The sequence below is a fragment of the Stenotrophomonas sp. FR010 genome (assembly GCF_047520755.2).
Classification (GTDB): domain Bacteria; phylum Pseudomonadota; class Gammaproteobacteria; order Xanthomonadales; family Xanthomonadaceae; genus Stenotrophomonas; species Stenotrophomonas sepilia.
The window spans coordinates 1-23,120 of the sequence record NZ_JAXBQT020000019.1 but is presented as its reverse complement, the minus strand read 5'-3'; the positions used below and the strand labels follow the sequence as shown (position 1 = coordinate 23,120).

The following is a 23,120-nucleotide window of genomic DNA, read 5'->3' as shown; positions in this document are numbered from 1 at the left end:
ATACTAGCGCGCGGGCTGGTGCACCGCCCAGCGGGCGAGGCCATCCAGCACCAGCGAGGGGTGGTAATCGGCAGCGGGCAGCAACGGCATCAGCGCCGGTGCGCCGCCACCGTGCACCAGCAGCGACGGTGCCACGCCCAGCAGCGTGTGCGCGTGCTGTGCGCTGCGTTCAATCAGCGCCACCGCAGCGCCATCGCAGCCGGAGGCCAGCGCGTCGGCGGTGTCGTTGGCGAACTCGCTGTAGCCGCCACCGGTCGCGGGCAGCTGCACGGCACGGGCGTGCAGTGCTTCGCGCATGGTGGTGGGCGATGCGGAGATGCGGCCACCGTGGTGCTGGCCGTCGGCGTCGAGCAGATCAATCGTCAGTGCGGTGCCCACGCCGACCACCAGCACCGGGCGCTGCGCCTTGGCCGCGGCCAGCAGGGCCAGGAAGCGGTCGACGCCGAACTTTTCCGGCCTGGCATAGGCAATGCGCACGCCGGCGCATTCGGCGCTGGTGCGCACCACGTGCACGTTTTCGAAGCGGCGTTGCAGCTGGTCCAGCATCGCGCTGGTCAGCGACGGTGCCGCCACGCTGGCCACGAACGCGGTGCGGCCGCTGGGCAGGCTGTGCGGCGGCTGCCCGGCCATGCCTTCGGCGCCATGCGCCCAGGCCTGTACGTCACCGGCACGGTCACCCTGCAACGGCGCGAACTTGAAGCGCGAGTTGCCGAGGTCGAACAACCAATCGCTCATGCCGCCCTCACGCTGACTTCGCCGGCGTGCAGCAGGCGTTCCTGGCCATCGATGCGCACGCGCAATGCGCCGTCATCGGCCAGGCCAAGCGCAGTACCGTGCTGCCACTGCCCATCCAGTTCCACGCGCACTTCGCGGCCGGCCAGCATGTCGAAGGCAGCGTAGCGCGGCAGGAACGGAGCGAGGCCTTCGCGATCGAATTCTTCCAGCGCCGGCAGCAGGCGCGCCAGCACGGCAGCAACCACCCCATTGCGGTCCACCGGCTTGCCGGCCAACGTGTCCAGGTCCACCCACGGCTGGGTGATCTGCTCGCCGAACGACGGCGGCATGTGGGTGTTGATGCCAATGCCGATCACCGCGCGCGCCGGGCCGGCGTATTCGCCACCGCCCTCGGCAAGCAGGCCGACCAGCTTGCGCTTGCCATCGACGATCAGATCGTTCGGCCACTTCAACTGCGCCTGGGTGTAGCCCAGGTCGTGCAACGCTTCGGCCACGGCGATGCCGGCCACCAGGCTCAACCCGGCTAGGCGGCCCAGGCCGCCGGAGTACAGGCGCATCACCGACAGGTAGATATGCGCGGCCAACGGCGAGGCCCAGGTGCGGCCACGACGGCCGCGGCCACCGGTCTGGCGTTCGGCCAGCAGGACGCTGACCCCGCGCTGGGGCGCGCTGCACCGCAGCAATTCAGCGTTGGTGGAGTCCACCGTCCAGGCCACCTGCAGGTCGTGCAGCAGGGCCTGGGCATCGGCGGGCAGGCCGACGCGGATCGCCGCCGGGTCCAGCAGGTCGACCGGGCGGGTCAGGCCATAGCCCTCGCCAGCACGGCCCTCGATGTCCACACCTGCGGCCCTAAGCCCTTGAATACGCTTCCAAATAGCCGCCCGGGTCTGGCCCAGCTCTCGGGCCAGGGCGTCGCCGGACAGGCGACCGGCAGCGAGTTTGGCCAGCAATTGGCGATCGTCCACGGCAGCTTCCACGAAGTCAGGAAGGAATTATGCGGGAAAGCCGCCAGCGACGCCTGCCACGCTGGGTTCCGCAGGGGCTTCCAACGGGGCGCCAGGTTCGGGCTAGAATCGGGAACTCACCCTCCCTTAACGTGGATGTCGTCAATGCGCCGTTATGCCCATTGCCTGATCCTGCTGATGATGCCCTTCGCGGCGTCTGCAACGGCAGCGCTGGACGACAGCCGGGGCGCCTGCGTGTCCTCCAACGGTGATGCCGCCTCGCAGCGCGCGCCGACCGCGACCGCCTCGGCTGCGACCACCAAGCCGGCACCGGTACGCCCTGCGGCCAGCAATGCCACCAGCACCGGGGGCGGCGGCAGCGACGACGACGTGCTGCAGCGCATCCGTGCGCCGAAGTGGCACAGCTACCTGCCGGGAATGTTCCGCTGATCAAGTCGTTGCTGCAGTGGCTGCGGCCCTCGCCGCGGCCGATCGATGATGCGCTTTGGGAAGACGCCTGCCGCCGTGCGGCCTGGCTGCACGGCCTGCACGACGAACGCCGCGCGCGACTGCGCGTGCTGGCCACGCGCTTCCTGCATGAGAAGACCATTACCCCTGTCGGTGAACTGCAACTGCAGGCTGGCGATGGCGTGCTGCTGGCCGCACTGTGCTGCCTGCCGCTGCTGGAATTCGGCGAAGTGGGGCTGGAAGGCTGGTCGCAGCTGATCGTCTACCCGGATGCGTTCCGCGTGCACCGCAGCCACATGGATGCGGCCGGCGTGCTGCACGAGTGGGATGACGAGCTGATCGGCGAGTCGTGGGACAGTGGTCCGTTGATCCTGTCCTGGGCCGATGTGCGGGCCGACCTGGCCGCACCGCACGAGGGCTACTGCGTGGCGGTGCATGAGATGGTGCACAAGCTCGATGCACTGGATGGCGCGATGGACGGCACACCGCCACTGCCGCGGCAATGGCAGCGCGAGTGGGCGGCCACGTTCCAGCGCGCCTACGACGGCTTCTGTGCGCAGGTGGACGCAGGCGAAGAGACGCTGATCGACCCGTATGCGGCCGAGGCGCCGGAGGAGTTCTTCGCGGTGGCCAGCGAGTACCACTTCTCGGCACCGGATCTGCTGCAGCAGGCGTTGCCCGAGGTCGCCGCGCAGCTGCGGCGGTTCTACGGCGAGCCGCCGAAGATCGAAATGCCGTAGTGCCGGCCGCTGGCCGGCAACCTCATGATCTTCGATGACATTGCCTGGTTGCCGGCCAGCGGCCGGCACTACCGATCAACGATGTTTACGGCCCCGGCGGCAAGCGCACTTCGAAGCGTGCGCCACCCAGTTCGGCCGAACGGCCCACGATCAGTTCGCCGCGGTAGTCCTTGATCAGGTCCTGCACGATCGACAGGCCGATGCCGTGGCCCTGCACGCGCTCGTCGCCACGCACGCCACGCTGCAGCACCTTGCCGATGTCATCCGGGGCGATGCCCGGGCCATCGTCGTCCACCGCCAGCAGCAGGCCGGCACGGCGCGCGTTCGGCGCCGGCAGCGGCTGCGCGGTCAGCAGCACGCGGCGGTTGGCCCACTTGAAGGCGTTCTCCAGCAGGTTGCCGAGCAGTTCCTGCAGGTCACCCGGCTCGCCGTGGAAGCGCGCGGCCGGGTCGATATCGAATTCGCACAGCACGCCCTTGGAGGCGTAGACCTTTTCCAGGCCACGCACGATTTCCTCGGCGTTGGACTCGATCGGCAGCGGCGCGGAGAACAGCTTGTGGCCCGACGAGGCCGCGCGTGCCAACTGGTACGAAACCAGGTTGTTCATGCGCTGCAGCTGCACGTCCAGTTCTTCGCGCAGCGCACCGTCGCCGGCGCCGCTGTCCATCTGCGTGCGCAGTACCGCGATTGGCGTTTTCAGGCTGTGCGCCAGATCGGCAAGGGTATTGCGCTGGCGCTCGAGGTTCTCGCGCTCGCTTTCGATGAAGGCGTTGATGCTGTCGGTCAGCGGTTCCAGCTCGCGCGGGTGGCGCTCGCTCATGCGCTCGGTCTCGCCGCGCTGCACCTTGGTCAGCTCGGTGATCACCCGGCGCAGCGGACGCAGGCTCCACTGCAGGATGACGGTCTGCAGCAGCAGCAGGATCAGGCCGATGCCGCCCAGGTAGAACCAGACGCGGCCACGGAACACGCGCAGCTGCGCACCCAGCGCGCGCGAGTCTTCCATCACATAGATGGTGTAGGGGAATTCAGTGGCGGGGTCGGCGTCGGCGCCCCACACCAGGCCCAGGCCATAGCGGTACACCGAGCCCTGGCTGCCATCGATCTGGATCATCGGCAGCGGGCCTTCGAACACTTCCTGGCGCGGTGCCAGCAGGCCGCCGCCCACGGTGGGCAGCATCGGGCCTTCGGCGGACATCGAATTGCCCTTGCCGTGCGGCATCACCACCTGCAGGTACAGGCCACTGCCGGGTACGTCGAAGCGCGAATCCGGCGGCTGCTCGCGGATGTACAGCGAGCGGTCGCGGGTGAAGTCGATGCCGGCCGCGTAGGAGGTGGCGTAGTTCTTCAGGCGCTCACGCAGGTTCGCCTTCGCCGTATCGGCGAAGGCGGCGTCGAGCGCGTAGCCGGCCAGCGCCAGGAACGCGACCAGGCCCACGGACGCGGCGAGCATCTGGCGCGCCTGCAGTGAGCGCGGCCGCCAGCGTCGGAAGAACCACAGACGGCCGGACATCGTGTTATCGCCAGGGTGAGCCGGCTCAGCCCTCGTTGCGCGGGATCGCGAAACGGTAGCCGCGACCGCGCACGGTCTCGATCGGCTTCAGTTCGCCATCCGGGTCCAGCTTCTTGCGCAGGCGGCCGATGAAGACCTCCAGCACGTTGGAGTCGCGGTCGAAGTCCTGCTGGTAGATGTGTTCGGTGAGGTCGGCCTTGGAGACCAGTTCACCGGCATGCATCATCAGGTACTCCAGCACCTTGTACTCGTAGCTGGTCAGGTCGACATTGCTGCCGGCCACGCTGACCGTCTGGGCAGCAAGGTCCAGGGCGACCGGGCCGCATTCCAGGGTCGGCTTGCTCCAGCCGGCGGCGCGGCGCAGCAGCGCGTTGACGCGGGCCAGCAGCTCTTCGACGTGGAACGGCTTGACCAGGTAATCGTCGGCGCCCTGCTTCAGGCCCTCGACCTTGTCCTGCCAGCTCGAACGCGCGGTCAGGATCAGCACCGGGAACTTCTTGCCTTCGTCACGCAGGGCCTTGATCAGCTCCATGCCCGACATCTTGGGCAGGCCGAGGTCGATGATGCCGACATCGAACGGAACTTCGCGCCCCATGTAGAGGCCTTCCTCGCCGTCCTGCGCAGCATCGACGGCAAAGCCTTCGCGCTTGAGCCGGGCTGCCAGGGTCTCACGCAGCGGGGCTTCGTCTTCGACCAGAAGGATACGCATGAACTCTCCCTAGTGTCCTGGGTGTGGCCCGGAGGCCTGTGGGGTACGGGTTGATAGCGACGACTATCCCTGTTCAGGGGTTATCGCCGCGTAGTGATGACATATCCGACCGCGGCGTGCGCGGCTGTGAACGCGACGGGGCGGGGTCGTCCATGTAGCGGACCCGGCCCCGGTCGTCCATGTACTTCACCCGGTTGATATCACGACCATCGAACGGCACGCGCTCGGCGCCGAGGATGTGGCCGCCGGTGCTGCGCTGCACGCGGCGCACGGCATCGGACAGCGAACGCTCGTCGCCACGGTTGCCGCGCTCTCCCCGATCCATCATTTCCGCCCGTGCCTGCTCGCCGCGCGGCGGCTGTTGCGCCAACGCCGAAGACAGCGGCGCAGCCCACAGCACCACGCAGGTGGTGGCCAGGGCAATGCGGCAATGGAAGGGAGCGGAAGACATCGATGCGATCCTAGCCGAGCACGGCGATTCGTTCAAAAGTCGTAAATCCGGATGCCGGGTTCGGGACCCGGCGCTTTACAAATCCTTTGCAAATTCTTGGTTTGGGGCAGTGAATCCGGTCTGAACTTTTCCGGCCGCAGCCCTGCGATGTTCAGCTAGGTGAACATTCGGGACGAATCGCCGTCCCTTGTCAAGTCAGGAATGTGACTGCGGTCACGCTGCGGCGCGATCAGCTTCGCGCTCAGTGACCGACAGCGCCTGCTCGACCAAGCTCCAGTCGGCGCCCGGGCGGTGCGCGCCCTCGCTCAGCACCTGGCGGAACGCGCGGCCACCGGGCTGGCCGTGGAACAGGCCGAGCAGGTGGCGGGTGATGTGCTTCAGCGCCAGGCCTTCGCCCAGGCGCGCTTCCACGTAGGGACGCAGCGTGCGCAGCAGGTCGCCGCGGGCCTGCCGCGGGGCGCCGGTCTGCAGCGCCTCCAGCTGATGCAGCAGGTAGGGGTCGTGGTAGGCCGCGCGGCCCAGCATCACGCCATCGACGTGCGCGGCCTGCGCCTGCACCGCCTCGATGGTGGCCAGGCCGCCATTGAGCACCACCGGCAGCGCCGGGCGCTCCTGCTTCAGGCGGTAGGCCCAGTCGTACTTCAGTGGCGGAACCTCGCGGTTCTCCTTCGGCGACAGGCCCTTCAGCCAGGCATTGCGGGCGTGCACCACCACCATCGCGGCGCCGGCCTCGACCTGGCGATCGACGAAACTGGCGAATACCTCGTAGTTGTCGTCTTCGTCCACGCCCAAGCGGCATTTCACCGTCACCGGGATGTCCACTGCCTCGACCATGGCCGACACGCATTCGGCCACCAGCACCGGCTCGCGCATCAGGCAGGCACCAAAGCGCCCGGCCTGCACGCGGTCGGACGGGCAGCCGCAGTTGAGGTTGACCTCGTCGTAGCCCCAGTCGGCGGCGATGCGCGCGGCCTGCGCCAGCAGCGCCGGATCGCTGCCACCGAGCTGCAGTGCCAGCGGCTGTTCGCTGACATCGAAACCGAGCAGGCGCTGGCGATCGCCATGGATGACCGCATTGGCGTGCACCATTTCGGTGTACAGCCGCGCACCCGGCGCCAGCAGGCGGTGGAACACCCGGCAATGGCGGTCGGTCCAGTCCATCATGGGCGCGACGGACAGGCGCAGGGAATCAGCGTAACGGGCGGTGGCGGACGTCATCGGGCGGTTGATCGTGGAGACTGGCATTGCCATTGAGATCAATAGTTTACACCGGGCGGATGAATGGCGGCGGGCAGCCGGGATGCAGGCCGGGTTGCCGCTGCCGCCCTTGCGTGGGGATACTCGGTACGCGAGTTCCTGTTGCACCGCATCTGTTGGAAGGGAAGCCACAATGAAACCGACTGCATCCTCGCTGGCGGGCTCTGGCCTCGCCTGCCTCACCCTGCTGGCGGGACTGGCCTTGGGCAGTGGTTGCAGCAGCGTCCGCGACACGCGCCTTGCGGAGATCAAGCCCGGCCCACGATGCGACTTCACCGAAGGCGCCACCTTCGACAACCGGCCGTCCTACCTGTCGGCCGGACAGGAAAATGCGCCCATCGGCGCGCTTTCCAGGCTCTTTGGCGTCTACAACAAGGACATCCACCAGATCACGATCCGCCAGGAGGCGAGCCGGCTGGTGGCCCGCTTCCATGCCGCCGACGGCACCGGCATCGAGGCTGCAGGCAGCGCTTCCAGCAAGAGCTACAGCGCCGAAGGAGAACAGCTGGTCATCAACCGGTGGTCATCGTGCAAACCGGGCGAGGCCGGCGCCGGCTGCATCTGGTCGCGCGTGGAACTGTCCTGCACGGTGGAAAACGATCCGGTGGTGAAGCAGGTGGACGGAGGCGCGGTCCTGCTGGCCCTGATCATCCCGATGGGCCAGCGCAGGACCCAGTTCGGGGTGTACCGGCGGGTCGACCCTGCAGAATGAATCGACAGAAGGCCCCGGGTCGTTGGGCCCGGAGCCTTCGGCCACAGTGCAGCAGGCTTACAGGCCGCGGTTGCGCACCTGCTCCTGCTGCTGTTCCTGCACGCGTTGGTTGAACTGGACATCCAGTTCCTCGGTCTGGCGGGTGCTGGCCTCGACCGACTGCGACACGGCCTGTCGGCTGTCGACGAAGGTGCGCTGCGCAGCCGGGTCGCCGACATTGCCCTGCACGGCGAACAAGCCGCTGCCATCCGGGCGTGCGACCACATGGTCGATCTGGCGCATGCCGGCGACCTTGCTCTCGTAGGCCAGCTGGCCGGCGGCGCGTTCGGTTTCCTGCGCATTGGCGAACAGCGGGCACAGGCCAGCCTGCACGCGCTGCTGCTGCAGCTCCTGTAGTTTCTCCAGGGCCTGGTTGAAGCGCGGATTCTCGGCATGCGAAGGATCGCGCATGCTGGGCGCTGCCGGTGCGGTCGGTTCGGCGCGTGCCGGGGCGGCGGCGGTCTGCGCGCCGGCTTTCACTGCGGCCGGGTCGTCCAGGCGCGCCAGGGTCTGGCGGCCGGCCTTGCCATCCTGCTCCAGGCCGTTGTTGGCCTGGAACTGCTTGACCGCTGCCAGCGTGTCCTTGCCAAAGATGCCATCGGTGCCCAGCGCCTTGCCGTCGGCGGCGGTGTAACCCAACGCGGCCAGCTTGCCCTGCAGCGCCTTGATCTCATCGCCGCGTTCGCCCTTCAACAGCATGCCGTCGGCCATCGGCGCCTGCTGCGTGGCGCGTGCGGCCTGCGCTGCTTCCGGCCCCTGCGCGTGTACCTTGCCGCCGAGGGTGATGCGGTCGTTGAGCATGTCGCCGAGGTAGCGGCGGAACTGCGCCGGCTCCACTTCGATATGCGCATGCACCGGTTTGCTGCCGGCGTTCGACTGCTGGATCAGCGGAGCGCCGTACTCGACGAAGTCACCGTTCTTGTAGGGCGACGTGCCAGCGGCGCCGTGCAGCACCTGGCCTACCAGCTCACGGCGCGGATCGCCGGCCGGGTGGCTGTAGAGGCTGATCGAATTGGTCGCGTCCTTGTTGAACTGCGCGTAGCCGGCCACCGGGTTCGGAATCATCACATCGCGGCTGCCCAGGCGATCGGTGAGAATCAGGTCCTTGCGCACCAGCGGAATGTCATTCTTGTCCTCACGTGTGCGGATGTTCTCCATCTCGCCTTCGACCATGCCCGATTGGCGGTCGGCCTTGCGGGCATCGCCGGTGCGCACGGCTTCGGCATTGGTGTTGGGATGATGGATCTTCAGTTCGCGATAGGCCGTTTCGCCACTGATGCCGTGGGCCAGCGTGCGGTTGCTGGTGACATTGCCGTAGGGCTCGATCACCGTGATGCGGCCGCCACCGGGGGCGGCCGCCACCGGCGCACCATCCGTAGAGGGCGCCTTCGGCTCGTGGCGTTCTGGCGAGGGTACCGATGGCGGTGCCGGTGTCTGTGCGGGTGGGCGAACCCCGGCGTTCAGTGCAGACAGCGTGTCACGCCCCGCCTTGCCATCTTCTTCCAGCCCATGCGCCTTCTGGAACTGACGCACCGCGTGGTAGGTATCGCTGCCGAAATCGCCGTCGGGCTTCAGCACCTTGCCATCCACACCGGTGTAGCCGGCCTGCGCCAGCTTCTGCTGCAGCGCGAGCACTTCATTGCCGCGTTCGCCCTGCACCAGCACACCGTCGGCCATCGGTGCACGCGCCGGGCGCGCGGCGGACTGACGATGCGCCGGCTCGCCGAACGCCTGTTCGTAGGTCTTGCCCTGGTACGGCTGCGGATCGTGGTTGATCCTGTCGTAGCGCGCCAGCGCAACCAGCTCGGACTTTTCATTGAGCGTGCGCTCGCGCAGCGAATCCCACTGCTTGGGCGAGCTCTCGAAATGGCGCTGGACGTTGGCGTGCTTGTAATCCTGCACGGCCCTGACAATCTGCTCGTCACTCAGCTCGGACAGCTTGTAATCATCACCATAGGCTTGTTTCAGGCCATTCTGGAATACACCACGGGTCATGTTGCGATACTGCACCGACGTGCTCCACAGCGCGTCCTGCACGGCAGGGCCGCGACCTTGCAGGTCCACGCCGACCTTCTTCAGGCGATCCATCTGCACGTCGTAATACTGGTGCTGGATGAAATCGTGCTGTTCCTGGGCGAAGCCCTTTTCGTCGCGTGCGGCCAACGCTTTCCAGCGCTCGCTGAAGGCTTCCGTCGCAGGTTTCAGGCCGTGGAACTGGTCCGCATAGCGGGACGACTTCAGGTACTCGTCCACCCCGCCAACGGCGCTGGCGAACTGGTAGCTGCCATAGGACACGCCGCCATGGTCACCCTTGCCCGAGGAAATCCAGCCTGGACCACGGTTGTCGGTTTCAAAACGGGCGGAGGACTGGCCGCGATGCCAGTGTTCCATCGCCTTCCTTGCATCGGTCACTACATCCATGTCGAAGGACTCCTCTCAGTTGGCAATGCGGTGGATTGAGGTCACTTGCTGCGTGCAGCGGCCTGCAGCTGGTCAACGCGGTTGGCCACGCGGTTGATGCGGCACGACTGCGCGTCCAGCCTCTGGCCCTGGCCATCGGTTTTGGGATCCCAGCGGCAATGGCGATTGGTGTCCGACCACCAGGCAGCCTGCGCATCCATCCAGTCATCCTTGGCCTTGCTGTCGGGACTTGCCACGACACCGGCGACGATCTCGGCCAAGCGGTCTTCCTGGTAACTCAACTCCTCGTCGCCACATGCCTGCAGGCGTGCTGTCACCGCTTCGCTGGCGTCCACGCAACGGGTGTACGCAGGACGCAGGTTGGCCTGGGTGTAGGAGGCATCGGGCAGCGGCGCGGGAAAGTCATCGGCATCCGCGTCGGCATCGGCGGCTGTAGTTGCAGGCGTCGCGCTGGCCGGTGTCGATGTGGCTGCCGGTGTGGGCTCATCTGCGCTGGCGGCAGCGGCAACCGTGGCGCTGTCGGCCGAAGGGGCTTGGCAGGCGCCCAGCAACAGGCACATCACCAGCGCAATTCCGCGTCGGATTTCAAAGGCGGATCGATCAATGCGCGCAGGCGCGCTCAAGGCTTGCATTGCTTGCTTCTCCCTGGTGAGTCGCCGGGTGGGTCGGCAAAGAGGAGCCGTCCATCGGCCCCATCACGGTGAGGATGCTACGCCAGCGCAGAATGCCGATGCCTGACTGAATTCAGGTTTCAGCCGACATCAACGGCGCTCGCGCGCCTGCAGTTCCACCGCGCGGTTGGCGTAGCGGTTGATGAGGCACGACTGCGCGTCCAGCGCCTGGCCCACGCTCTCTGTAGCCGGGCTGCAGCGCTTGTCGGTGTCCTCGGCCCAAGTGGCCTGTTCGTCCATCCAGCGGTCCTTGGCCGGACTGTCGGGGCCGTTCATCAGGCGCGCCACTTCGGCCTGCAGCTGCGTCTGGTGGTAGGCCAGCTCGGTATCGCCGCAGGCCTGGATATGGTCGTTCATGCCACGGGCCTGCTGCACACAGCGGATGAATTCCGGGCGAAGCGTTGCCTGGGTGTAGGAGGTATCGGGCGGGCCGCTCTGCGCCATCAATGCGTCGGCACGGTTGGCCACGCGGAACAGGCGGCACTCCTGTGCCTTCAGGTCATCCACACCGGCATTGGTCGGAGCGGAGCAATGACGGTCGGTATCGCTGCGCCAGGTCGCCTGGGTGGCAAGGAACGCCTGCTTCGCAGCAGCGTCGAGCCCGGTCACAGTCTTGCTGGCACCCTCCTGCAGGCGCCCTTCCTGATAGGCCAGTTCATCCTTGCCGCAGGCCTGCAGCTTGCCCGCATCCTCCACGCCATCCACGCACCAGCCATAAGCCGGGCGCAGGCGACCGTCCGTGTAGGACGCATCCGGGTACCGAGAGGAATCACCGGTCACTGCATGGGGGGGCGCTGCCGGCGCTGCCGCGGCGAGCGGAACCGGAGCGGCCGCCGCTTCGGCCGATGCCGGGGTAGAAGGCGCCTGGCACGCGGTGAGCACCAGGCACAGGGCCAGCACCTTCCAGTACCGACGGCCGGAGGCGATCTGTTCATTGCCCCCATGGGCATCCATTACCTGCATTGCTTGCATCTCCCTTGCTTGTGGCCAGCGGGTGCCGGCCGGGAGGATCCGTCCATCGGCCCCGATCACGGTGCAGATCCTACGACAGCGGCGGTTTCAGATGGCTGACTGAATTCAGCTTGCGCGGACGGCACCGCAGAAACCTGACGCGACCAACTTTGGAGCGGTGGTGGCCTGCTGCGACCGGCCACCACCGCTCCGTCACAGCTCGTTGGGCCGATCAGGCTGCACGATCGGCGCGTGCGTTTCGTAATCGGTCTGCTTCCAACCGCCCCCACCCTCTCCCGCAACCCACTGGAACGTCCAGGTTTCCACGAAGCCACCGGGAAGCTCATTGGTGATGGTGATCTTCTCACCGGCAGCACCCGAGGCCGGAAGCGGAACGGGAGGGGCCACTGCGGCAGAGCCCCAGGCATCGGAGGGGGGCCGGCGCTGCTGCACCGTAATCGTGCCCAGCTCCATCGTCCGCCGATCCGCATCCGGGATGCTGTCCAGCCACCGTGCGATCGCCGCCGCCTCAGCGGTTCCTGCGCGGTGGTGGGAAACATGTTCGATAACGATGCGGGGCGAGGTCGCAACCGCACTGGGCGATAGCGCCGTCAAGCCAAGACCCAGTGCGGAGTACAGAAGTACCGGAAACACGCGTATTGCGATCATCTCTCGTCCTTTTCCGATCTGTGCCGAATGCACGAAATCACAGTGCATCCGGTGAAGGCAGGCCTCAATCAGAAAACTTGCAAGCGAAAACAGCAAGCGGCCATCAGTACGCACCGCCCCTGTCCCCCACCTGTTCGATCAGCGTCTGGCTGGCCGCGTTGAGGCCGACAACACTGACTTCGGCGCCATGCGCGGTCAGCTTTTCCTGCGCGCGTTGCAGCGCGGCGACGGCAGTCAGATCCCACAGGTGGGCCTCCCGCAGGTCGATCTGTACCTTCGGCGCCACGTGCTGGTAGTCGAACGCCGCACCCAGCTGTCCGGCGGAGGCGAAGAATACCTGGCCGCGCACGCGGTAGACCTGCATGTCCATGTCCGCAACGTCTTCGCGTTGCACGTCGAGCATGCGGCCCACCTTGCGGGCGAAGAACAGGGCAGACAACAGCACGCCGCTGAGCACACCCTTGGCCAGGTCGTGGGTGGCCACGGTGACCACCACGGTCAGCAGCATCACTGCCGACGAGCTGCGCGGATGCGTGCGCAGGTCGCGCAGCGAGCGCCAGCTGAAGGTGCCGATGCTGACCATGATCATCACCGCCACCAGTGCGGCCATCGGGATCTGCCGCACCAAGTCGCTGCCGTATACCACCAGCACCAGCAGCAGCACGCCGGCCACCAGGCAGGACAGGCGGCCGCGGCCACCAGACGTCACGTTGATGACCGACTGGCCGATCATCGCGCAGCCGGCCATGCCACCGAGGAAACCGGTGACCGTGTTGGCCAGGCCCTGGCCGACGCACTCGCGGTTGCGCTCACTGGGCGTCTCGGTGATGTCCTCGACAACCTGCAGGGTCATCATCGATTCGAGCAGGCCGACCACCGCCAGCGTGGCTGACACCGGCAGCAGGATGCGCAGCGTTTCCCAGGTGAAGGGCACATCGGGGATGAGGAAGTACGGCAGGCTGTCGGGCAGCTGGCCCATGTCGCCCACGCTGCGTACATCGATGCCGAAGCCGATGACCACGGCGGTGAGCACGATGATCGCCACCAGCGGCGAAGGCACTGCGCGGTTGATGCGCGGCAGCAGGTAGATGATCGCCAACGCGGTGGCGCACAGCACATACACGGTGGGGCCGCGGCCGATCAGCTCGGGCATCTGGGCCAGGAAGATCAGGATGGCCAACGCGTTGACGAAGCCGGTGATGACCGAGCGCGAGACGAAGCGCATCAGCGAGCCCAGCTTGAACACGCCGGCCAGCACCTGCAGCAGGCCGGCCAGGATGCTGGCGGCAAACAGGTACTGCAGGCCGTGGTCCTTGACCAGGTCGACCATCACCAGGGCCATCGCGCCGGTGGCGGCAGAGATCATGCCGGGGCGGCCCCCTGCAATCGCGGTGATGACGGCAATGGAGAAAGCAGCATACAGGCCGACCTTGGGGTCGACGCCGGCGATCAACGAGAACGCGATGGCTTCGGGAATCAGTGCCAGGGCGACGACGGTGCCGGACAGCAGATCACCACGGAGGTTGCCGAGCCATTGCTGGCGCAGGGGATAAGACGTTTGCATGGTAAAACTCCGCGCACACGCGGGCTGGGCCACGTGGCGCTGCAGTGAAAGACGCGGGTTCCTGAGCCGGGCGGGCCGGCTGCCGAGGTGCGGCAAGGGTCAGGGTGGCGTGATCACTGCAGGCGGGAATCGGTACGTGGGAGGGACGCAGTCTACGGCACAGGGCTGCCAAGGGACAGCGTCGACAGTCCGCAACGGCAGCGGAGCATGGCTCCGCTCTACAATCGCGCCATGGCCACCGACCGCGCACAGTTCTTCGATCCCGCCACCGAACAAGGCGTGCTGCGCCTGTCCATCGCAGGCTCACTGCTGCTGGCCGCGGCAGCGGTGGTGTTCGGCCTGCTGGCCAATTCCTCGCTGATCATCTTCGACGGCATCTACGGCCTGATCGATGTGGTGATGACCTGGCTGTCACTGCTGGTCGCGCGGCTGATCGCACTGTCCACCAGCACCGACGCGCTGCAGTCGCGGCTCAACCAGCGCTTCACCATGGGTTTCTGGCACCTGGAGCCGATCGTGCTGGGGTTGAGCGGCACGCTGATGATCGGCGCGGCGCTGTATGCGCTGGTCAATGCGGTCGACGCGCTGATGTCCGGCGGTCGCCACATCGCGCTTGGTCCGGCCATCGCCTTCGCCGGGTTGTCGATCGTCGGCGAAGGTGCGCTGGCCTGGTTCGTGCTGCGCGCCAACCGCCGCATCGGTTCGGAGTTCATCGCACTGGACGCGAAGAACTGGGTGATCGCCGCCAGCATGTCGGCCTGCTATCTGCTGGCCTTCCTTGGCGGCGTGCTGGTGCAGGGCACCTCGCTGGCGTGGGTCGGGCCGTACATCGACCCGGCCATCCTCGCCTTCGTCTGCGTGCTGGTGATGATCGCCCCGCTCGGCACCGTGCGCCGGGCGCTGGCCGGCATCCTGCTGGTCACCCCGCCGGAACTGCAGGCGCATGTGGATGCGGTGGCACGCGCGATCGTGGCCAGGCACGGCTTCGTCGAGCACCGCAGCTACGTCGCGCAGGTGGGGCGTGGCGAGCAGATCGAGCTGTTCTTTGTGGTGCCGGAAGACGACCCGCCGCGGCCCCTGGTCGAATGGGACCGGCTGCGCGACGAGATCGGCGAAGCGCTGGGCGAGGCCTCGCCGGACCGCTGGCTGACCATCATGTTCACCACCGACCGCGAGTGGACGATCTAGGCCGGCAGGACGATCGATCAAGTTTTTCGTACGCGTTGCAACCCAACGTACGCGGAAAGCGGGCAAAGTAGGCTCCAACGCAACACCCACCCACTGACCAGGAGCATCCCGATGTCCATCGAAAAGGTTCTGTACACCGCCCAGGCCACCTCTACCGGCGGCCGCGAAGGCCGTTCCGTCTCCTCCGACAACGTGCTGGACATCCAGCTGTCGACCCCGCGCGAGCTGGGCGGCGCCGGCGGCCCGGGCACCAACCCGGAACAACTGTTCGCCGCCGGCTACTCGGCCTGCTTCCTGGGCGCGTTGAAGTTCGTGGCCGGCCAGGCCAAGGTCGCGCTGCCGGCCGACACCACCGTCACCGGCAAGGTCGGCATCGGCCAGATCCCGACCGGTTTCGGCATCGAGGCCGAGCTGACCATCAACGTGCCGGGCGTGCCGCGCGAGCAGGTGGAAGAACTGGTGCAGAAGGCACACATCGTGTGCCCGTACTCCAACGCCACCCGCGGCAACATCGACGTGACGCTGATCGTGGCCTGATGCGGTGATACCGGCCAGCGGCCGGCACTACCCGAGCGAGGGAAAAAAATGGGCGGATGCCGGTCGAAACCGAACATCCGCCCATCCCACCTCGGGTGGGCCCCGGCGCGCAGCCGGGGACGCATTCGCTTTTGTAGAGCCGAGCCCCTGCTCGGCTGATCCGTCCGGCGCGGGAACATCCGGCGGAAAAGCAGCCGAGCACGGGCTCGGCTCTACATATCCAAGCCTTACTTCTCGCTCGTGATGAGCTGCACCACACTGGAAAAATCCAGCTTGCCGCGGCCGGCCTGGTGGTTCATCGAGTACAGGTTGCGGGCCACTTCGCCCAGCGGGATCGAGGCGCCGACACTCATTGCCGCTTCCACCGCCAGGCCCATGTCCTTCAGCATCAGATCGCTGCCGAAACCACCACTGTAGCCGCGCGAGGCCGGCGCATTTTCCAGCACGCCAGGCCACGGGTTGCACACTTCGGTGGCCCAGCTGCGGCCGGTGCTGACCGCCATCATCTGCGACAGCACCTTCGGGTCCAGCCCGTGCGCAACACCCAGCGCGATGGCTTCACCGGTCACCGCCATGATCACGCCCAGCGCCATGTTGTTGCACAGCTTGGCGACCTGGCCGGCACCGCTGGCGCCGACATGGAAGATGTTCTTGCCCATCGCCTGCAGCACCGGGCGAGCGCGTTCCAGCGCGTCCTCTCCGCCACCGACGATGAAGGTCAGGGTGCCGGCCTGGGCGCCAGCGGTACCGCCGGAGACCGGCGCGTCGATCATCTGCAGGCCACGCGCGGCGGCCGCTTCGGAAACCTTGCGGGCACTGGCCGGTGCGATCGTGCTGCAGTCGATGACCAATGCACCGGCCGGGATCGCGGCGAGGATACCGTCATCGCCCAGGTACACGCCTTCGACGTGGCGGCTGGCCGGCAGCATCGAGATCACGACCTCCGCATCGGCCAGGGTATCGCGTGCCGACGACGCCGCGCTGGCACCGGCATCGACGGCGGCCTGCACCGCGGCCGGGACCAGATCGAACACGCGCACGGTGTGGCCGTTCTTGACCAGATTGGCGGCCATCGGGCCACCCATGTTGCCCAACCCGATGAATGCAATGCGGCTCATGCAAGGCTCCTTTCAACAAGGGGAGTGCCCAGGTCGGCCAGCGGATGCGCGGCAGCGGCCCAGGGGGAAGCAAAGAAGGTGTCGGCCCACGCACAGGTGGCCTCGGCCAGGGTGGCCGGGTTCCACTGCGGATTGCGGTCCTTGTCGATCAGCAGCGCGCGGATGCCTTCGGCGAAATCGCCGTGGGCGGCGCAGTGCAGGGCGACGATGTACTCCAGGCGGTAGATCGCGGCCAGATCCTGGCCGGCACTGCGGCGCTGCAGTTCATAGGACAGCCGTGCCGAGCCCGGTGCACCGGCGGCGAGGGTTTTCTGTGCCGCCTGCAACCAGGCATCCTCGGTCTGCAGGCCGGCAATGCGCGCGACAATGGCTTCAAGGTCATCGCCTTCGCACAACGCATCGACCTGCGCCGCGTTGGCCAGCAGCGGACCGGTGGCGGCATCGCTGGCATGCGACTGCAGCAGATGGGTCAGGCGTTCGTGGTTGTGTGGGGGCTCACTGGACCAGGCCACCTGCAGCAGCGCATCGAACACCGCACTGCGGCGCTCTTCGGGCACATGTACATCGGCCAGGCCAGCGTAGATGGCATCGCCCGGGTTGAGCAGCGCCCCGGTCAGGGCCAAGAACAGCCCGCCCTTGCCCGGTACGCGCGGCAGCAGCCAGCTGCCACCGACATCAGGGAACAGGCCGACGGTGATTTCCGGGAACGCGAGCTTGGAGCGCTCGCTGACCACGCGGTGGCTGGCGCCGGACATCAGGCCGATACCTCCGCCCATCACGATGCCGTGGCCCCAGCACAGGATCGGCTTGGTATAGGTGTGGATGAGGTAATCGACGCGGTACTCGACGTCGAAGAACTCGGCGGCGTAGTCGTTCTCGCGGATATCGCTGCGGCCGGCCTCACGGAAGGCGACCATGGCCTTGTACAGGCTGTGCAGGTCGCCGCCAGCGCAGAACGCCTTCTCGCCAGCACCCTGCAGCACCACCATGGCGATGCCGTCGTCGTCGGCCCAGGCGTTCAACTGCTCCAGCAGCAGGTGTGCCATCGGCAGCGAGAAGCCATTGAGCGTGCGCGGCGCGTTGAGCGTGGCGATGCCGATGCGCATGCCGTTACCGGCCACGCGCTCCTCGAACAGCACCGGTGCGTCGTCGGCAGCGGTGTCGGTGCTCATGCGTTCTTCCACTGCGCGGCGCGCTTTTCCAGGAAGGCGGTCACGCCCTCGACCTGGTCGGCGGTGTCGAACAGGTCGACGAAGGCTTCGCGCTCGGCCACCAGCGCCGAGGCGTGGGTGCCGGTGCGGGTGGCCTGTACCAGCGTCTTGCAGGCGGCGATGCTGGTCGGGCTCTGCTTACCGGCCTTTTTCGCCCATTCCAGCGCCAGTGCCTTGGCTTCGCCCTTGCCGACCTTTTCTTCGGCCAGGCCGATGCGCAGCGCGGTCTCAGCGTTGATGCGCTCACCCAGCAGGATCATGCGCTTGGCCCAGCCCTCGCCGACCAGGCGCGGCAGGTTCTGGGTGCCACCGGCGCACGGCAGCAGGCCGACGGTGGCCTCCGGCAGCGCCACCTGGGCGTGGTCTTCGATGATGCGCAGGTCGCAGGCCAGCGCGCATTCCAGGCCTCCGCCCATCGCGTAGCCGTTGATCGCGGCGATCGACACGCCACGGAAACCGGACAGCGCCTCGAACGCTTCGCCGAAACGGCGCGCGGCTTCGCGCGCTGCGGCCTTGTCGCCGGAAGCAAACTGGTTGAGGTCGGCACCGGCGGAGAAGAACTTCTCGCCGTCACCGGTGATCACCAGCGCGTAGATCTCGCGGTCTGCGTTGAGCGCGCCGACCAGGTCGCGCAGCGCCGACAGGCTGTGCACGGTCCAGGTGTGCGCCGGCGGGTTGTTCAGGGTGACCACGGCGGTATGGCCGTCGGCCTCGACCTTCAGGCCCACGTGCTCCTGGGTACGCCAATCCTTCATCGCAGTTCCTCTTCGGTGTTGAGCAGGTGACGGGCAACGATCACCCGCATGATCTCGTTGGTGCCTTCCAGGATCTGGTGCACGCGGCAGTCACGCAGCAGGCGCTCGATCGGGTACTCGCGGATGTAGCCGTAGCCACCGTGGATCTGCAGTGCTTCATTGCAGACGTTGAAACCCGCATCGGTGGCAAAACGCTTGGCCATCGCGCACCAGACATTGGCATCGCTGGCCCCGGCATCGAGCTTGCGTGCGGCGGTGTGCACCATCTGCCGCGCGGCCACCAGCTGGGTGACCATGTCGGCCAGCTTGAACTGCAGCGCCTGGAACTCGGCCAGCGCCTTGCCGAACTGGCGGCGCTCGCCCATGTAGCGGCGCGCGGCATCCAGCGCGCCCTGCGCGGCACCCAGCGAGCAGGCAGCAATGTTGATGCGACCACCATCCAGCCCCTTCATCGCCAGCTTGAAGCCGCCGCCTTCCTCTCCCAGAAGGTGGCTGACCGGCACGCGGACGTTTTCGAAGGTGATGCCACGGGTGGGCTGGCTGTTCCAGCCCATCTTCTCTTCCTTGCGGCCGAAGCTGATGCCCGGCAGGTCCGACGGCACTGCAATGGCGCTGACGCCGCCGGCGCCGGCACCGCCGGTACGTGCCATCACCACCAGCAGTTCGGTGGCACCGGCGCCGGAGATGAAGGCCTTGGAGCCGTTCAGCATATAGAAGTCACCGTCGCGCACGGCGGTGGTCTTCAGCGAGGCCGCATCGGAACCGGCTCCCGGTTCGGTCAGGCAGTACGAGGCCAGCTTGTTGCCCGAGGACAGGTCAGTGCCCCACGCATCGCGCAGTGCTGGCTGGCCCCACGTGGACACCATCCACGAGGCCATGTTGTGGATGCTGATGTAGGCCGCAGTCGACGGATCGATGTTGGCGAGCTCCTCGATGACGACGGCGGCGTCCAGCCGGCTCAGGCCGCTGCCGCCCACTTCCGGGTCCATGTACAGACCGCAGAAGCCCAGTTCACCGGCCTTGGCGATCGCCTCGCGCGGAAAGATGCCCTCCGCATCCCATCGCGCGGCGTGTGGCGCCAGTTCGGCCTGTGCGAAGTCGCGCGCTGCCTCGCGGTACGCCTGCTGCGCTTCTTCCAGTTCCGTCGTCATCGAGTGGCTCATGGCTGCTCCTGCCGTTACTTCAGGCTGATCGTGGTGTTGACGCCGTGGCTCAGCGTCTCGTCATCGAACCAGCGCGCGGTGACCGTCTTGGTCTGGGTGTAGAACAGCACCACCTGCTTGCCGTACGGGCCCAGGTCGCCCAGCTTGGAGGCGCGCGAACCGGTGAACGAGAACAGCGGCACCGGCACCGGGATCGGCACGTTGATGCCAACCTGGCCGACGTCGATGTCTTCCTGGAACTTGCGCGCGGCAGCGCCGGACTGGGTGAACAGTGCGGTGCCGTTGCCGTTCGGGTTGCTGTTGACCATCGCGATGGCCTCTTCCAGCGTTTCCGCTTCGAGGATGACCAGCACCGGCCCGAAGATCTCTTCCTGGTAGATGCGCATGTCGGTGGTGACACCGGCAAAGATGGTCGGGCCGACGAAGTTGCCCTTCTCGAAGCCATCGACCTGCGGGTTGCGGCCATCCAGCACCAGCTTGGCACCCTGCTCCACGCCCGAGGCGATCAGGCCTTCCACACGCTCGCGGGCGCTGCAGGAGATGACCGGGCCGACGTCGGTGCCGGCCACGGTGCCGGCACTGACCTTCAGGGTCTTGGCCTTTTCAACCAGATCCTGCACCCAGTTGCGCGCTTCACCGACCAGCACCAGGGTGGAGGCGGCCATGCAGCGCTGGCCGGCCGCACCGAAGGCGGCGCCGACCATCGCGTTGAGGGTCTGTTCCTTGTTGGCGTCCGGCAGCACCACGGCGTGGTTCTTGGCGCCCATCATGCACTGCACGCGCTTGCCGGCCAGCGAGGCACGGTTGTACACGTGGGTGCCGACGCGGGTGGAACCGACGAACGACACGGCCTTGATGTCCGGGTGGTCGCAGATCGCGTTGACCACTTCCTCGCCGCCGTGGACGACGTTCAGCACGCCCTTCGGAATGCCGGCTTCCAGGGCAAGCTCGACCAGGCGCATGGTGACCATCGGGTCCTGCTCGGACGGCTTGAGGATGAAGGTGTTGCCGGTGGCGATCGCCATCGGGAACATCCACAGCGGAATCATCGCCGGGAAGTTGAACGGGGTGATGCCAGCGCACACGCCCAGCGGCTGCATGATCGTGTAGGTATCCACGCCATTGGCCACGTTGTTGGCCAACTCACCCAGCTGCAGGTTGCCGATCGCGGCCGCATGCTCGACCACTTCCAGGCCGCGGAACACATCGCCTTCGGCGTCGGGCAGGGTCTTGCCCTGTTCGGCGGTGAGGATGTGGGCCAGCTCGCTCATGTTCTCGCGGATCAGCTGCTGGTACTTCAGGAAGATGCGCGCGCGGGTGCCGATCGGGGTCTTGCGCCAGGTCTTGAAGGCTTCCTTGGCGGCGGCGACGGCGGCGTCCACTTCGCCGGTGGTGGCGAAGGGCACCTTGGCCAGCACGTCCTGGGTGGCCGGATTGATCACGTCCTGCCAGTGGGAGGTGGCCGATTCAACGAACTGGCCATCGATCAGCATGCGGATACGGGGCGCTGCAACAGTCATGACGACAATCCCACAGGGTGCGAAAGATGCTTGGCATTATTCACAGCATCCACCTCGATTTCCGGGCTGAATCCGCTTAATCTGGCCAACACCTCCCACGATTCCTGTTAATTCTGTGAATTCCTCAGCTCCCCAGCGGCAACTCGGCCTGCGCCTGCTGCGGCTGCGCGAACAGCGCGGCTACAGCCAGGTTGACCTGGCGCGGGCACTGGGGTTGTCGGCCAGCTACCTGAACCAGATTGAGCGCAACAAGCGTCCACTGACCCCGGCCGTGCAGAAGAAGCTGGGCAAGGTACTCGGGGATGTTTCGGCGCTGTTCGACGAAGATGAGCCCGCCGCGCTGCAGGAAGCGCTGGGCGAGACCCTGCGCGACCTGGGCCTGGCCGAAGTCAGTGCCACCGAACTGCGCGCCCTGGCGGGCAACCTGCCGCAGGTCAGCCGTGCGCTGCTGGACCTGCACCGCCGCCACCTGGCACTGCGCGAGCATGCCGCCGCGCTGGAATTCCAGCTGGGCGAGCCCGGCGCCGGCAGCACCCTGCCGGCCGGCGACCAGGTACGCGAGTTCTTCAACCGCATGCACAACCATATTCCCGAGCTGGACGAACTGGCCGAGCGCCTGTTCGCCGAGTGGGGGCTATCGCCTGGGCATGTGGCGCCGCGCTTGCGCCAGCTGCTGGCCGACCGCCACGGCGTGCTGGTGGAAGTGGCCGCACTGCAGGCCGGGCGCGAGAAGCGCCATTACGATGCCGGCACGCGCCGGTTGTGGCTGCCGGACTACCTGGAGCCAGGCCAGCAGGCGTTCCAGATGGCCGCCGAACTGGCCCTGCACGGCTACCTGCCGCAGATCGACGCGGTGGTGGCGCGTGCGGGCTTCACCGATGACGCGCGCATCGCGCAGGCGCGGGTGGGTCTTTCGAACTACTTCGCCGGCGCGCTGGTCATGCCCTACATGCGCTTCCTGCGTGCGGCCGAGGCCAGCAGCTACGACATCGAACTGCTGGCGCACCAGTTCGGCGTCGGCTTCGAGGCGGTCTGCCACCGGCTGAGCACGCTGGCACGGCGCAGTGCGCCCGGCCTGCCGTTCTTCTTCATCCGCGTGGACCGCGCGGGCAACGTATCCAAGCGCCATTCGGCCACCGACTTCCACTTCTCGCAGGTGGGCGGCTCGTGCCCGCTATGGATCGTCTACGAGGCGTTCAACCAGCCCGGCCGCATCCTTACCCAGACCGCGCGCATGCCCGATGGCCGCCGTCATTTCTGGCTGGCGCGGCAGGTCAGTAGTGGCCCGGTGGGCCACGGCCGGCCGCGCAAGACCTTCGCGGTGGCGCTGGGCTGCGATCTGCAGCATGCCGAGCGGCTGGTGTATTCACTGGGGCTGGATGTGCAGAGCCCGGGCAATTCGGTATCGATCGGGCCGGGTTGCCGGGTGTGCCCGCGCGAGGACTGCATGCAGCGTGCGTTCGCGCAGTTGCCGGGGCGATAGGGTTGGTTCGGCAGGGCTGCGCCCTGCACCTGCCGAAGCCGAAGCCGAAGCCGAAGCAACAGCAACAGCAAAAGCTGGCATTCCGTGTGATTGCGGGGCGGTGTCGGATTGCGGGGACGCCGTAAACCCGTCCCTGAAGTGACCCCCGGGAGTTGGACATCAGATCCAATCCCGAGGGATACATGAACAGATACGACGCGCGTTTCAAGCTGCAGGTCGCCAAAGAGGCCTGCAAGACCTCCACATCGGTCAAAGCCGTTGCTCGTCGCTACGGCCTGGAGTTCTCCACGGTCAGGCGCTGGGT

At 67.0% G+C, this 23,120-nt stretch carries 23 protein-coding genes; 7 read left to right on the top strand and 16 right to left on the bottom strand.

From position 1 onward, the window contains the following. Positions 1-3: 3 nt before the first annotated feature. Both ACM0PK_RS16145 and birA read right to left on the bottom strand, forming a co-directional pair. Positions 4-735 (bottom strand): type III pantothenate kinase, encoded by a 732-nt coding sequence (locus ACM0PK_RS16145; RefSeq protein ID WP_111201897.1) that lies wholly within the window; start codon positions 733-735, stop codon positions 4-6. Then, positions 732-1,700 (bottom strand): bifunctional biotin--[acetyl-CoA-carboxylase] ligase/biotin operon repressor BirA, encoded by a 969-nt coding sequence (birA, locus tag ACM0PK_RS16140; protein WP_111201896.1) that lies wholly within the window; start codon positions 1,698-1,700, stop codon positions 732-734. The genes ACM0PK_RS16145 and birA overlap by 4 nt, the downstream gene beginning before the upstream one ends. A 144-nt stretch (positions 1,701-1,844) precedes the next feature. Between birA and ACM0PK_RS16135 the strand changes: the two genes are divergently transcribed. Both ACM0PK_RS16135 and ACM0PK_RS16130 read left to right on the top strand, forming a co-directional pair. Next, positions 1,845-2,129 (top strand): hypothetical protein, encoded by a 285-nt coding sequence (locus ACM0PK_RS16135; protein ID WP_111201895.1) that lies wholly within the window; start codon positions 1,845-1,847, stop codon positions 2,127-2,129. After that, a complete protein-coding gene (locus ACM0PK_RS16130; RefSeq protein ID WP_414607428.1) occupies positions 2,096-2,887 on the top strand; it encodes a M90 family metallopeptidase in 792 nt (263 codons plus the stop codon). Before ACM0PK_RS16135 ends, ACM0PK_RS16130 begins: the two co-directional genes overlap by 34 nt. An 85-nt stretch (positions 2,888-2,972) precedes the next feature. On the opposite strand, the gene ACM0PK_RS16125 is transcribed toward ACM0PK_RS16130, so the two are convergent. From ACM0PK_RS16125 to dusA, 4 genes are all read right to left on the bottom strand, one after another. Continuing rightward, entirely contained in the window at positions 2,973-4,397 is a 1,425-nt protein-coding gene (locus ACM0PK_RS16125; protein WP_111201893.1) for an ATP-binding protein, read from the bottom strand. Positions 4,398-4,422: 25 nt separating this feature from the next. Next, entirely contained in the window at positions 4,423-5,106 is a 684-nt protein-coding gene (locus ACM0PK_RS16120) for a response regulator transcription factor (RefSeq protein WP_004136763.1), read from the bottom strand. Positions 5,107-5,179: 73 nt separating this feature from the next. Continuing rightward, positions 5,180-5,557: a hypothetical protein gene (locus ACM0PK_RS16115; RefSeq protein ID WP_111201892.1), complete on the bottom strand. Its 378-nt coding sequence runs from the start codon at positions 5,555-5,557 to the stop codon at positions 5,180-5,182. A 213-nt stretch (positions 5,558-5,770) separates the two neighbouring features. Continuing rightward, positions 5,771-6,802: a tRNA dihydrouridine(20/20a) synthase DusA gene (gene dusA / locus ACM0PK_RS16110; RefSeq protein WP_111201891.1), complete on the bottom strand. Its 1,032-nt coding sequence runs from the start codon at positions 6,800-6,802 to the stop codon at positions 5,771-5,773. On the opposite strand from dusA, the gene ACM0PK_RS16105 reads away from it, so the two are divergent. Then, the gene (locus ACM0PK_RS16105; RefSeq protein ID WP_495498536.1) at positions 6,762-7,526 is read left to right on the top strand and encodes a hypothetical protein; all 765 of its coding nucleotides are present in this window, start codon (positions 6,762-6,764) and stop codon (positions 7,524-7,526) included. The two genes, dusA and ACM0PK_RS16105, sit on opposite strands and share 41 nt — an antisense overlap. A 57-nt stretch (positions 7,527-7,583) precedes the next feature. Here the strand turns inward: ACM0PK_RS16105 and ACM0PK_RS16100 are convergent, their stop codons facing one another. The 5 genes from ACM0PK_RS16100 to ACM0PK_RS16080 all read right to left on the bottom strand — a co-directional run bounded on the left by ACM0PK_RS16100 (position 7,584) and on the right by ACM0PK_RS16080 (position 13,841). Further along, positions 7,584-9,986, bottom strand: a complete 2,403-nt coding sequence (locus ACM0PK_RS16100; protein ID WP_414607429.1) for a peptidoglycan-binding domain-containing protein — start codon at positions 9,984-9,986, stop codon at positions 7,584-7,586. A gap of 41 nt (positions 9,987-10,027) precedes the next feature. After that, positions 10,028-10,618: a lysozyme inhibitor LprI family protein gene (locus ACM0PK_RS16095; protein WP_080150383.1), complete on the bottom strand. Its 591-nt coding sequence runs from the start codon at positions 10,616-10,618 to the stop codon at positions 10,028-10,030. A 129-nt stretch (positions 10,619-10,747) separates the two neighbouring features. Further along, positions 10,748-11,611: a lysozyme inhibitor LprI family protein gene (locus ACM0PK_RS16090; protein ID WP_105163268.1), complete on the bottom strand. Its 864-nt coding sequence runs from the start codon at positions 11,609-11,611 to the stop codon at positions 10,748-10,750. Positions 11,612-11,821: 210 nt separating this feature from the next. Beyond that, a complete protein-coding gene (locus ACM0PK_RS16085) occupies positions 11,822-12,373 on the bottom strand; it encodes a hypothetical protein (protein ID WP_414607430.1) in 552 nt (183 codons plus the stop codon). A gap of 7 nt (positions 12,374-12,380) precedes the next feature. After that, positions 12,381-13,841 carry a SulP family inorganic anion transporter gene (locus tag ACM0PK_RS16080; RefSeq protein ID WP_414607431.1) on the bottom strand — a complete coding sequence of 487 codons (1,461 nt, stop codon included), beginning with the start codon at positions 13,839-13,841 and terminating at the stop codon, positions 12,381-12,383. Positions 13,842-14,048: 207 nt separating this feature from the next. Here ACM0PK_RS16080 and ACM0PK_RS16075 point away from each other — a divergent pair, with 207 nt between their 5' ends. Both ACM0PK_RS16075 and ACM0PK_RS16070 read left to right on the top strand, forming a co-directional pair. Then, a complete protein-coding gene (locus ACM0PK_RS16075; protein WP_414607432.1) occupies positions 14,049-15,029 on the top strand; it encodes a cation diffusion facilitator family transporter in 981 nt (326 codons plus the stop codon). 111 nt (positions 15,030-15,140) lie between these two features. Continuing rightward, a complete protein-coding gene (locus ACM0PK_RS16070) occupies positions 15,141-15,566 on the top strand; it encodes an organic hydroperoxide resistance protein (protein WP_004153735.1) in 426 nt (141 codons plus the stop codon). 227 nt (positions 15,567-15,793) lie between these two features. Here ACM0PK_RS16070 and mmsB read toward each other — a convergent pair whose 3' ends face one another. Genes mmsB through ACM0PK_RS16045 form a run of 5 tightly spaced genes read right to left on the bottom strand, consistent with a single transcriptional unit; the run spans position 15,794 to position 21,333 of the window. Beyond that, the gene (mmsB, locus tag ACM0PK_RS16065; protein WP_414607433.1) at positions 15,794-16,684 is read right to left on the bottom strand and encodes a 3-hydroxyisobutyrate dehydrogenase; all 891 of its coding nucleotides are present in this window, start codon (positions 16,682-16,684) and stop codon (positions 15,794-15,796) included. Continuing rightward, a complete protein-coding gene (locus tag ACM0PK_RS16060) occupies positions 16,681-17,856 on the bottom strand; it encodes an enoyl-CoA hydratase/isomerase family protein (protein ID WP_414607434.1) in 1,176 nt (391 codons plus the stop codon). The genes mmsB and ACM0PK_RS16060 overlap by 4 nt, the downstream gene beginning before the upstream one ends. Further along, entirely contained in the window at positions 17,853-18,650 is a 798-nt protein-coding gene (locus ACM0PK_RS16055; RefSeq protein WP_414607435.1) for an enoyl-CoA hydratase, read from the bottom strand. Before ACM0PK_RS16055 ends, ACM0PK_RS16060 begins: the two co-directional genes overlap by 4 nt. After that, entirely contained in the window at positions 18,647-19,813 is a 1,167-nt protein-coding gene (locus ACM0PK_RS16050) for an acyl-CoA dehydrogenase family protein (protein ID WP_414607436.1), read from the bottom strand. The genes ACM0PK_RS16055 and ACM0PK_RS16050 overlap by 4 nt, the downstream gene beginning before the upstream one ends. 14 nt (positions 19,814-19,827) lie before the next feature. Next, positions 19,828-21,333 carry a CoA-acylating methylmalonate-semialdehyde dehydrogenase gene (locus ACM0PK_RS16045; protein WP_414607437.1) on the bottom strand — a complete coding sequence of 502 codons (1,506 nt, stop codon included), beginning with the start codon at positions 21,331-21,333 and terminating at the stop codon, positions 19,828-19,830. 115 nt (positions 21,334-21,448) lie between these two features. Between ACM0PK_RS16045 and ACM0PK_RS16040 the strand changes: the two genes are divergently transcribed. Then, a complete protein-coding gene (locus tag ACM0PK_RS16040; RefSeq protein ID WP_414607438.1) occupies positions 21,449-22,816 on the top strand; it encodes a helix-turn-helix domain-containing protein in 1,368 nt (455 codons plus the stop codon). Between the two features lie 182 nt (positions 22,817-22,998). Next, the coding region (locus tag ACM0PK_RS16035; protein WP_495498533.1) for a transposase at positions 22,999-23,120 on the top strand (122 nt) is incomplete at its 3' end.

Excerpts from the sequence above, each read along its gene's own strand:
- ACM0PK_RS16145 (WP_111201897.1), bottom strand. The coding sequence starts at position 735 with ATGAGCGATTGGTTGTTCGACCTCGGCAACTCGCGCTTCAAGTTCGCG.
- ACM0PK_RS16135 (WP_111201895.1), top strand. The coding sequence starts at position 1,845 with ATGCGCCGTTATGCCCATTGCCTGATCCTGCTGATGATGCCCTTCGCG.
- ACM0PK_RS16125 (WP_111201893.1), bottom strand. The coding sequence starts at position 4,397 with ATGTCCGGCCGTCTGTGGTTCTTCCGACGCTGGCGGCCGCGCTCACTG.
- ACM0PK_RS16120 (WP_004136763.1), bottom strand. The coding sequence starts at position 5,106 with ATGCGTATCCTTCTGGTCGAAGACGAAGCCCCGCTGCGTGAGACCCTG.
- ACM0PK_RS16115 (WP_111201892.1), bottom strand. The coding sequence starts at position 5,557 with ATGTCTTCCGCTCCCTTCCATTGCCGCATTGCCCTGGCCACCACCTGC.
- dusA (WP_111201891.1), bottom strand. The coding sequence starts at position 6,802 with ATGCCAGTCTCCACGATCAACCGCCCGATGACGTCCGCCACCGCCCGT.
- ACM0PK_RS16100 (WP_414607429.1), bottom strand. The coding sequence starts at position 9,986 with ATGGATGTAGTGACCGATGCAAGGAAGGCGATGGAACACTGGCATCGC.
- ACM0PK_RS16095 (WP_080150383.1), bottom strand. The coding sequence starts at position 10,618 with ATGCAAGCCTTGAGCGCGCCTGCGCGCATTGATCGATCCGCCTTTGAA.
- ACM0PK_RS16090 (WP_105163268.1), bottom strand. The coding sequence starts at position 11,611 with ATGGATGCCCATGGGGGCAATGAACAGATCGCCTCCGGCCGTCGGTAC.
- ACM0PK_RS16080 (WP_414607431.1), bottom strand. The coding sequence starts at position 13,841 with ATGCAAACGTCTTATCCCCTGCGCCAGCAATGGCTCGGCAACCTCCGT.
- ACM0PK_RS16075 (WP_414607432.1), top strand. The coding sequence starts at position 14,049 with ATGGCTCCGCTCTACAATCGCGCCATGGCCACCGACCGCGCACAGTTC.
- ACM0PK_RS16070 (WP_004153735.1), top strand. The coding sequence starts at position 15,141 with ATGTCCATCGAAAAGGTTCTGTACACCGCCCAGGCCACCTCTACCGGC.
- mmsB (WP_414607433.1), bottom strand. The coding sequence starts at position 16,684 with ATGAGCCGCATTGCATTCATCGGGTTGGGCAACATGGGTGGCCCGATG.
- ACM0PK_RS16060 (WP_414607434.1), bottom strand. The coding sequence starts at position 17,856 with ATGAGCACCGACACCGCTGCCGACGACGCACCGGTGCTGTTCGAGGAG.
- ACM0PK_RS16055 (WP_414607435.1), bottom strand. The coding sequence starts at position 18,650 with ATGAAGGATTGGCGTACCCAGGAGCACGTGGGCCTGAAGGTCGAGGCC.
- ACM0PK_RS16050 (WP_414607436.1), bottom strand. The coding sequence starts at position 19,813 with ATGAGCCACTCGATGACGACGGAACTGGAAGAAGCGCAGCAGGCGTAC.
- ACM0PK_RS16045 (WP_414607437.1), bottom strand. The coding sequence starts at position 21,333 with ATGACTGTTGCAGCGCCCCGTATCCGCATGCTGATCGATGGCCAGTTC.